This is a genomic window from Paenibacillus sp. V4I5, assembly GCF_030817255.1.
In the GTDB taxonomy this organism is placed as follows: Bacteria; Bacillota; Bacilli; order Paenibacillales; family NBRC-103111; genus Paenibacillus_E.
Window position 1 is genome coordinate 7,474,208 of the sequence record NZ_JAUSZB010000002.1, and the last position, 10,209, is coordinate 7,484,416.

Annotated in this window: 9 protein-coding genes; all 9 read left to right on the forward strand. The window is 46.1% G+C overall.

Translation table 11 applies throughout. From position 1 onward, the window contains the following. Positions 1-5 precede the first annotated feature (5 nt). The 9 genes from QFZ78_RS35515 (at position 6) to QFZ78_RS35555 (ending at position 10,150) form a co-directional block, all read left to right on the forward strand. Entirely contained in the window at positions 6-155 is a 150-nt protein-coding gene (locus tag QFZ78_RS35515; protein ID WP_307554421.1) for a hypothetical protein, read from the forward strand. A 730-nt stretch (positions 156-885) separates the two neighbouring features. Continuing rightward, positions 886-1,893, forward strand: a complete 1,008-nt coding sequence (locus QFZ78_RS35520) for a LacI family DNA-binding transcriptional regulator (protein ID WP_307554423.1) — start codon at positions 886-888, stop codon at positions 1,891-1,893. Then, entirely contained in the window at positions 1,886-2,797 is a 912-nt protein-coding gene (gene rbsK / locus QFZ78_RS35525) for a ribokinase (RefSeq protein WP_307556064.1), read from the forward strand. The genes QFZ78_RS35520 and rbsK overlap by 8 nt, the downstream gene beginning before the upstream one ends. 236 nt (positions 2,798-3,033) lie before the next feature. Further along, positions 3,034-3,396 carry a DMT family transporter gene (locus QFZ78_RS35530; RefSeq protein WP_307554425.1) on the forward strand — a complete coding sequence of 121 codons (363 nt, stop codon included), beginning with the start codon at positions 3,034-3,036 and terminating at the stop codon, positions 3,394-3,396. Next, a complete protein-coding gene (locus tag QFZ78_RS35535) occupies positions 3,377-3,964 on the forward strand; it encodes an EamA family transporter (protein WP_307554427.1) in 588 nt (195 codons plus the stop codon). The genes QFZ78_RS35530 and QFZ78_RS35535 overlap by 20 nt, the downstream gene beginning before the upstream one ends. Before the next feature lie 176 nt (positions 3,965-4,140). Beyond that, positions 4,141-6,372 carry an AraC family transcriptional regulator gene (locus tag QFZ78_RS35540; RefSeq protein ID WP_307554429.1) on the forward strand — a complete coding sequence of 744 codons (2,232 nt, stop codon included), beginning with the start codon at positions 4,141-4,143 and terminating at the stop codon, positions 6,370-6,372. A gap of 290 nt (positions 6,373-6,662) precedes the next feature. Further along, on the forward strand, positions 6,663-7,649 hold the full coding sequence (locus QFZ78_RS35545; RefSeq protein WP_373460130.1) for an ABC transporter permease: 987 nt from the start codon (positions 6,663-6,665) through the stop codon (positions 7,647-7,649). Position 7,650: 1 nt separating this feature from the next. After that, entirely contained in the window at positions 7,651-8,529 is an 879-nt protein-coding gene (locus QFZ78_RS35550; RefSeq protein WP_307554430.1) for a carbohydrate ABC transporter permease, read from the forward strand. 85 nt (positions 8,530-8,614) lie between these two features. Continuing rightward, positions 8,615-10,150 carry an extracellular solute-binding protein gene (locus QFZ78_RS35555; RefSeq protein WP_307554432.1) on the forward strand — a complete coding sequence of 512 codons (1,536 nt, stop codon included), beginning with the start codon at positions 8,615-8,617 and terminating at the stop codon, positions 10,148-10,150. The last annotated feature ends 59 nt before the right edge of the window (positions 10,151-10,209 follow it).

Below are 10,209 nucleotides of genomic sequence, written 5' to 3' on the forward strand. Positions count from 1 at the left end.
GCAGGATGGACAACGAGAACAAGAATCATTTGAATACGCAGCATCTAGATGAAGCCAACATGCAGGAGGATATCTGCAATCCGGATTTTGATTTGATGCGCGATTATGCCAATCAGCTTAACGGAGAGATGGAAGTTGAAAAGCAAGACAATTGATACCTAACAGCTAGGTATTTCGGCAGCTTTTTATGTAAGAGAAGGCATTTCGCTCTAATAGCTAATAGCGAGGTGCCTTTTTTGCTTAGAAGAAAAGAGATATTGTTCAAAGCACAGCGCATGACATCCTCTAATATTTATTCTTTTGAAAACATAACTATGGACATGGCTCCTTGAAGAAACCGATCTTATGTTGAAGTTATGAACACGATAACAAATGACGGAGGTTTCTACATGAGTGTCCGAATTCTGAATAAACAAGATTACTATCGAATGGTGTATGGGGATGGCTTGGGAAAAATTTTAGAGAAACACCTTTTATCAATTATTGCAGGCTTGGTCAAATAGAGCTCTTGTGGTCGTTTAATGACCGCAAGGGTTCTTTGCTTTTGTCGAATTTGCAAGGCAACAAAGCCTTGCAAGCATGACTTACGAGGCTCTCTGTACATCCTTAATATCTTCTGAAATCCAATAAATAACTCCCATGGCTATTCGCATTTCAGCTAATTTTTTCTTGACACTTTTTTTAGAATGAGGATATAATAAAAACAAAAACATGTAACCGGTTACACATTTCTTGTTATAGCAACAGTTCCGGTACGAATTTTTCCGTAATGATTGATAATAATAGAGATATAGAAAATATCGGATATGTGTAACCGTTTACCTACATGCCATAAATTGGTTTGTGAATTCGGTTGCTCGCATCATTAGGAGTGGGTAGTAACAAGTGGCAACGATTAGAGATGTCGCGAAATTGGCTGGGGTTTCGGTGGCGACGATTTCCCGTTATATCAACAAAAACGGATATGTTAACGAAGATACCAAGCTAAGAGTGGAGCAAGCGATTAAGACGCTGCAGTATGAGCCTAACGCGATAGCGAGAGGGCTAGCGGGAAGGAAAACAGGGACGATCGCTCTTATCTTTCCCGATATTACGAATCCATTCTTTGCTGAACTGGCCAGAGCTGTTGAAGATGAAGCAAGGATGTACGGGTACACGGTTATCTTGTGTAACTCGGACAATAAGGCAGAAAAGGAGCAAACGTACATTAAGGTGCTGAAGCAGCGTTATGTAGATGGCATTTTGTTCGCCTCTTACAACCTTCGCTCCGATGATGTCGAAGCGCTAAAAAGTGAAAAGATTCCGCTTGTCATGCTTGACAGAGCGCCGCGAGATGCTTCTTGCTCACTCGTGAGCTCGAAGCATTTTGAGGGAGCCCAGATGGCTGTGCAGCATCTGATGGATGTGGGGTGCAAGAAGATCGCCCACATATATGGCCCGCAAGAGACGGTGACGGGAAGAGAGCGTTTCATGGGATACGAACAATCCGTGAAGCATCTTCCTTGGTACTCACCAAGTCTAGTAGAGCCCGGCTACTTCCGTGTTGATGGCGGGATGGCTGCTGTAGAGAATTTGATGCAGCGTCATCCGGATATCGACGGTATTTTCGCCGGCAACGACACGATGGCTGTCGGAGCGCTAAAAAAGCTTCAGCGTACGGGGCTGCGCGTGCCGGATCAAGTAGCGTTGGTCGGATTTGACGGCATCGATTTAACACTCATCGTCGAACCGGAAATTACAACGATTGCCCAACCTATTTACGATATAGGCATGCTATCAACGAGATTACTGATCAAAAAGATTGAAGGCGATATCCAAGATGAGCAGACACATCTATTCGATGTGACTCTCATACCAAGAGGTTCGACAGAAAGGAAAAGAAATGATGAATAAACCCCGTATTGTGGTCATCGGGAGCTTGAATATGGACATTGTAGTGGAAACGTCTCGATTTCCGCGTGTTGGGGAAACACTGACAGGCGAGCATGTCCACTTTATACCAGGCGGTAAAGGCGCGAATCAGGCCGTAGCTGCTGCGAGGTTAGGCGGTCAGACGACGATGATCGGCTCCGTAGGAGACGATATGTTCGGACAATCGCTCATTAAATCGCTTCAGCAGGATGCGATTTCCACAGATCACGTGATTCGGATCGCGGGAACCCCGACAGGTATCGCCTCCATCATGCTGGCCGAATCAGACAACCAGATTGTAGTCGTTCCGGGGGCAAATGCAAGTTGTTTGCCAGAACATATTCAAGCAGTGGAGCAAGTCATCGCGGAGCATGATATCGTGCTCGTGCAATTGGAAATTCCGCTTGAAACGGCTTCAGCCGTTTGCCAGTTAGCGAAGAAGTTAGGCAAGACAGTTATTCTGAATCCAGCACCTGCACGCAAGCTGCCGGAGGATATGCTGAACTGCGTGGACTATATAACGCCGAACCGCATAGAACTGTCGACGATTACGGGTATCGATGCTTCTGGCGATCAACTTCAGACAGCTATGGAAGCGCTGCTTGAAATGGGACCGAGCTGTGTCATAACAACGCTCGGCGAGGAAGGCTCTGCCTTTCTTCGTAAAGGAGAAACACTTGTGAAAGTTCCAGCTTACCGTGTTCCTGTTGTTGATACGACTGGAGCTGGTGACGCCTATAACGGAGGACTAGCTTATGCGCTGGCCGCGGGCAATGCGTTGAAAGAGGCTGTAGCTTTCGCCAGTAAGGTGTCTGCGATGTCTGTAACAAAGCTCGGCGCACAAGCTGGCATGCCCACCCAAGAAGATTTAAAAACACTTAACTAATCAATAAGATAATTAGGTTGTACAATAGGTGATCTGCGAAGCAAGCCTGCACACGAGCCTAACATGGATGTTTGTTTGGAAGTAGACGCTGAGCGCTTCTTGGAACACTTTCTCAGTATAGTAGTTTAAATGGAAGTGACTCGATTTCGTCATAAGATTTATATATAATGGCATAATAACGAAACGTGGCGGACTGGGCACACAGTCCGCTTTTTTCTTTTCACAGGGGAGGCATCATGAAATACATTTTATTTGTTTTAGCTGGGGCATGCAGCTTCGGTTTATTATCTACTTTTGTTAAGAAAGCTTATGAGTCTGGCTTCAATGTCGGCGATGTCGTCGGCAGCCAAAACCTATTCGGTGTGATTATGCTATGGAGCTTGGTATTCGTGACCGCGAAGTCCGATAAACAGCCCAAAGCCTCGAGTGCATTTAAAGTAACAAGGCGTCAAGCACTCTCGCTTATGGCCGTAGGAACGACGACCGGCTTAACGGGAATGCTCTATTATGCGGCTCTGCAGTATATTTTCGGCTTCGTTCGCGATTATCTTGTTGTTTCAATTTACGTGGATGGGCATCTTGCTGGAGGCAATCGTTGAACGCAAACGTCCTGGTAAAGATAAGATTTTATCGCTTGTTGTCTTGTTTGTTGGGATCATTATGGCAAGCGGCTATTTGGGCGGGGGTCAGGAAGCTGTTTCCTGGATTGGTGTTACACTTGGCTTGTTGGCTGCTGTTACTTATGCGCTCTTCATCTGGTTTAGCGGTAAAACAGCCAAACAAGTCGCTCCGATCACACGAAGCGCGATTATGCTGTCAGGTTCATTTATTCTCGTCATGTTGGTGTTTCCACCGCATTTTCTTATCAATGGATCTTTGCACGAGGCGCTGTTGCCTTGGGCGCTGCTGTTAGCTCTCTTCGGTGTCGTTATTCCACCGTTGTTCTATGCCATTGGCGTACCGCATATTGGAGGCGGACTAGCGACAATCTTGAGCGCAGCTGAACTGCCGACTGCCGTCGTAATGTCATACGTCGTGCTGAATGAGTCCGTTAACTGGCTGCAGTGGCTTGGCGTGGGAATCACGATGTTCGGCATAGCCCTTCCTGAGCTCATGAAGCGTAAGAAGAGTCCAGCCGTTATTGTCGGCGCGAATGTAAGTGCGTAATCACATCGGTCTTTTCTCAAAAGGTGAACATGAAATCGTAAAGATTTCGTGTTCGCCTTTTTTCACGCAAGATCGAAGAGGTAGGTGTTTACTTCCCATCAAAATAGGCTTTTCCGGTTGATTTTATTCCAGCAACCGATTACAATGCTCATGAATCTGTTGATGAGGTGTTCGCTATGCGTAGATGGTTTAAGGATAGTTGGAAGCACTTATTTCAGCGTAAAACGATTTTTCGCAATATGGTTACCTTGTCTTTATTCGCAGCTGTCATTCCGGTAGTAGCCGTTGGATTCGGAAGCTATTTGTTTTCTGCTTCGATCGTGCAAAGAGAAGTTAACCAATCGAATGTCCGTATCTTGAATAACGTGTCCTCCAGTATCGATTCGACTTTGGATCGTATACAAAACAATGCCATTCAAATGCTGCTGGGCAGTTTTTTTAGCTCGAATTTGACCGAGCTGAAAAGCACAAACTACACCGGCTTTTATTCCGGCATTGCTCGAGAGTTATCTGCGCTGCAAAATGGCAATAAAGAAGTAAGCGATGTTGCGATTTACGTACCGGACGAAGGTTATTTAATTTCGCCTATCTACGGTGGCCGCAGAATCACTGAAGACAAAGAACGCGAGGCGCTGCTGAAGGAACTTGCCTCCGAAGACCATATCAAATGGGTCACCGGACCCTACCCGTATTTGCCCGGCTATCATCTAAACGGCGTAACACTGATATCTAAGGTGCCGCTTTTAGCCAAAAATCCGACTGGACTTTTGTTTATTCGCATCGATGAGGCACTCTTTCAAAACATTATGAACCGATTCATCAGTTATAGCGGCGAGCTCATGTTCATCTTGAACGCAACGGGTAACCTCGTGACTTCAAGCAGCGGAAATAGCGTTCCAGAAGGCTTATTCGATCTTATTGCTCAAAAGCAATCTGAGCAGCGGTTTACTTTCACTTTTCAAGGTACGGATTACATGGTGACGCCAATTACTTCCTCTTATAACAAATGGCAGTATATTAACATGGTGCCGGTCAATGAATTGAACGCCAAATCGAAAGGCATTGCCATGATTACGCTGACGATCATCGCAGTTTGTCTTGTATTGGGCATCTTAATCACATTATGGGGCACACGGCGTGTCTATCGGCCGATCGAGAACCTCGTGGCTCATTTGAAAGGCGGACAAGCACTCGACTCGGAAACGGATGAAGTTGGCTTCGTACGCAAACGATGGGGGGAGCTGAGCAGCACGGCCAATCAACTGCAGCAGCAGTTGAGCGATCAATTACCCTTAGTTCGTGAAATTTTTGCGCTGCAGCTTTTGCAGGGACGGTTTCTCCACTATTCTGGGGATCAGTTAGAGGGCATGTTACGCAGATACGACGTACCTGCCGGTCGGGAAAACAGCATCTTCGTCATCTCTTGCGACCTGCCGCAGGATAGTGGCTCGCGCTTCCAGGAAAATGACCGTGATTTGATCGTCTTTGCCTTGAAAAACATTGTCGGTGAACTGCTGCAATCAGAGGACATAGAGGGAATAGCCATTAACCTTCTGAATGACCAGGTTGCTGTATGGCTGTTCCGCGATCCTGAGCAGACAGATGAGGGGCAGACAGAGGTTAAATTGTTTGCGGAACGCCTGCGAATGCAGGTGTCCGATTATCTGCGTCTTCCAGTGACAATCGGTTTGAGTGGACAGAGCGAAAGTATCACGGATCTGCCCGAACTTTATGAAGAGGCGGTTCTGTCCGTCCGCTCTCGCATCATCGTTGGCGGTAATCAGGTGATTACGCATTCGGGCGGTGGCGGCGCATCCGAACTTCATTACCGCTATCCGCTCGAAATCGAAACCCATTTCGAACATTCCCTGCAGCTAGGCGATCAGGAAGAAGCGGAGCGGATGCTGGCCGAATTCGCCAAGTCGATGAGTGATAACGTCCAAAAGCCTGAACTGATACAAATGTCGTATTATCGGCTGTTAACGGCTGCTATTCGTACTGCGTACTTGCTGGGTATCGATTCGGCGCAGTTGTCCGGAGAAGCGGAAGCCGATCCTTACGGACAAATCCGCAAGATCAGTACGATTCGTGAATTGAACGAATGGTTCAAGCTGCAAATGGTCGATCCGATTGTTGCTTATGTGCATGGCAAACAGCACCAGGAGCACGAACAATTAATCCAAAAGGTCGTCCGCTATATCGAGGATAATTACCACTTTGATTTATCGCTTGATCAATGTGCGCAAATTTGCGGTTTGAGTTCCCATTATTTAAGCAAGCTGTTTAAAAAGACGATGGATGTTTCCTTTATCGAATATTTGACGAAGATCAGGATCGAGCAATCCATTGAGCTGCTGCGAACGACAGATTTGTCGGTTTCGGATATTGCCGAAAGAGTTGGCTACTAGACGAAAAACTTTATTCGCGTATTCAAAAAGCACATCGGCGTAACGCCGGGTCAGTACCGGGGAGCCGACAACGATAATTAGCATGCACATATTTTGTTCCGCAGGCTTGTTCTTAAGCAAGAAAAGCGTATAAATCTTCGGAGGAACCCCTTTGCTGCGGGGTTTCTCTTTTTTTGCCTCAGACGTTATAGACTACAAGAATTGGTCATTGTCCGGACAGCTGTGATCAGTGTACGATCTGTTCATGCAAAGCAACGAGATGCTAATGACATGAACGAGAGGTGAGGAAGTTGTCACAAAGTCGATTGGAACCGCTCCAGGCAGCGGCACCAGCTGGAGTGGAAAAGGCAATTCGAGTAAAAGGCTCATGGGTACAAGATTGGACCGTCGCGATAAAACGTGACAAATATCTATATGCCATGGCAGCGCCTGGATTATTATTTTTCCTGCTATTTAAATATTTCCCATTGTGGGGACTTCTGCTAGCCTTTCAAAACTATTCCCCTTATTTAGGCTTTTGGGACAGTGAGTGGGTGGGACTGAAATACTTCAACGAGTTTTTCAACAACCCCGATTTTATGAAATTGTTCCGAAATACGATGGCGATCAGCCTGTTGAACATCTTTTTCTTCTTCCCGATTCCGATCGTAGTGGCGCTGCTGCTGAATGAGGTGCGTAAGCTCGCTTTCAAAAAAATCGTACAAACGGTCATTTACTTGCCGCACTTTCTTTCCTGGGTCATCATTGTTGGGATTTGCTTTCTGATCTTCGGTCAAGGCAGCGGTGTCATCAACCAACTGATCGTAGAGTTCGGTGGACAAAAGATCGAGTTCATGACGGAACCGAACTTATTCTGGGGTATGCTGACAGCACAAAGCATCTGGAAAGAAGCCGGTTGGGGGACCATCATTTTCCTTGCTGCACTTGCTGGCATTAACTCAGAGCTATATGAAGCTGCGCAAATCGACGGTGCAAGTCGTTGGCAGCAAGCGATGAATGTGACGCTTCCCGGTATTAAAAGCACGATCATCGTCCTGCTCATCCTGCGCTTGGGACAAGTGATGGACGTAGGCTTTGAACAAATTTACTTGATGATGAGTGGACCAGTCGCGCATCTGGCCGATGTTTTCGATACCTATGCGTATCGTGTCGGTATCCAGCAAGGTAGGTTCGGTTATGCGACGGTTGCCGGACTTTTCAAATCGGTGGTAGGACTAATCCTTGTTGTGATGTCCAACCGTTTGGCCAAAAAATTCGGAGAGGAGGGACTCTACTGACATGAATAGCAGTTTCGGTGTGAAATTCTTTACGGCGATCAACTACACAGTGTTAACCATTTTTGCGCTTGTGACCTTGCTGCCATTTCTGTATGTCATACTTGTATCCTTTACCGATCCGACAGAGTACATGAGCAAGTCCATCGTATTAATTCCACAAACATGGAGTCTCTCAGCTTACGAGTTTATTTTTTCAACCAATTCGTTCGTGAAAGCGATGGGAGTCAGCGGATTTTTAGCGATCTTCGGTACTCTTTTGAGCCTAATCGTTACGAGTGCACTCGCTTATGTCCTATCGCGTAAAAGGCTGAAGGGAAAGAAATTTTTCTTGGTTGCGATTTTGCTGACCATGCTTTTTAACCCAGGTATGATTCCAAACTATTTACTTGTGGACAGTCTTGGCTTGATGGATACGGTATGGGCGCTCATATTGCCCGCATTGACTAGCGCTTGGTATGTCTTTTTAATGAAAAACTTTTATCAGGAAATTCCGGATGAATTGGAGGAAGCGGCCAAAATCGACGGATGCTCCGATTTCGGCGTCTTTATTCGTATTATGCTGCCTGTGTCCGTTTCAGCGCTTGCGGCATTCGGTTTGTTTTATGCTGTAGCCTACTGGAATACGTACTTCAGTGGAGTTCTCTACATTAATACTGACACGCTAAGACCGCTGCAGGTTCTGCTGCAAATGATGCTGGTTTCTGCTTCGCAAATGGCGGACCCGTCTATTGCCGCAATGCTGGAGAGTGAGCAGACGGTGCCTCCGCAGGTGATCAAAATGGCCGCAGTCGTTATTTCATCACTTCCGATCGTCATCGTGTATCCGTTTCTGCAAAAATATTTTGTCAAAGGCATGATGGTTGGCTCTGTGAAAGGATAAAGGTTAGCTCTGAAAGGGGTGATGCTGGCTTAAACGCACAGCAGAAGAGGTAAATATAAAGATATTATTCCTGGGAGGTCCTCACATGAAACCAATGGTAAAAAAAATGGCTGTTGTTATGACAGCGGCTGCACTTACTGCATCCTTGGCGGCTTGCGGCAACGCATCAAATGAAGGTCAAAAGGCAGGCAGCACAGCAAGCAGCAAGCCTGCGAAACCGACAGATATTTCGATTACGACGCTGGCCTTCGCCGCAGCTCCAACGGGCGAACTGGAAGCGGTTAAAAAGCTGAATGAGAAATTAAATGTCAACCTGAAGCTGAGTTGGATTCCATCCGCTCAAATATCGGAAAAATTAAATGCACTGCTCGCGTCCAGAGATTTGCCGGATGTGCTATTCATCGAGGACTTCAATTCAACGCCTGCCTTCTTGAATGCGATCGATCAAGGCGCTTTCTGGGAATTAACAGACTATGTTAAAAATTACCCGAACTTGGCCAAATATCCGGAGAATGTGTACAAGAACGCATCGCTCAAAGGAAAGCTCTACTCGCTGCCTCGCGTCAGACCGTTGGACGGTCATGAATCGCTGCTAATCCGCAAAGATTGGCTAGATAAGCTCGGCTTGCAGCCGCCGAAAACAATGGATGAGCTTTACAACGTGCTTGAAGCATTTGCGAAGAAAGATCCAGATGGCAATGGCACTGCGGACACGTACGGCGCTGTATTTCCTGGATCTCCTGGACCATCTAGTTATTTATTGTCGCTTTTCGGAACAGGAACAAAGTGGAAGGAAGAGAATGGAGGCTTGACTCCATATTGGTGGACGCCGCAAGCGAAAGAAGCGCTAATCAATTGGAACAAAGTTTACAAAACAGGCGGTATCTTGCCTGACTTCCCTGTACTCAAAACAGCACAAATCAAAGACATGCTCGTGCAAGGGAAGGCAGGGCTTGCCATCGCTAACGTTGTTGATGCCTACAAATACAATGTTGAGCTGCAAAAAACGAATCCTAAGGCAAATCTGGTTGCTTTTGAGCTTCCAAAAGCAGCGGACGGCAAAGCCTATTACGAGCAAGCGAGCGGTTTTTACGGTCAATTCCTGATCAATAAGAAATCTGTAGACGAGGATAAGCTGAAGAAAATTCTTGAAGTTTACGATTACACAGCTTCTTTAGAAGGTTATAACCTGGCTGTGTACGGTATTCAGGATGTTGATTACAAATTAAAGCCTGACGGCTTTGTCGAACAAACGGAAGAAGGCAAGAAAAAAGGATATTCGGGCGATACGACCGGCCAATGGGTGACGGGTACTTTTGATAAATACCTTAGAGCGAAAGTATCGGGTATCCCGAACGATGTATTTGAGGCAAATAAAAAATTGGTTGACTCGATCAGCTCCATCCCGGATCCGACTTATGGCTTGATGAATTCGACCCCATTTAAAGAAAAGGGCGCGGACTGGAACAAGAAGCTTAACGATATGCTGGTTAACGTAATTATCGGCAAGAATTCCATAGAAGATTGGGATAAATTTGTGAAAACGTACAAAGACGACCCAAGCTTCCAGCAGCACGTAAAAGAAACGAGTGACTTCTTTAAAGAAAAGAACAAGAAATAATTGCAGCATCTCAGACCCGACTATGACCTTTTATTGGCTTCGTCGGGTTTTGTTCTCTA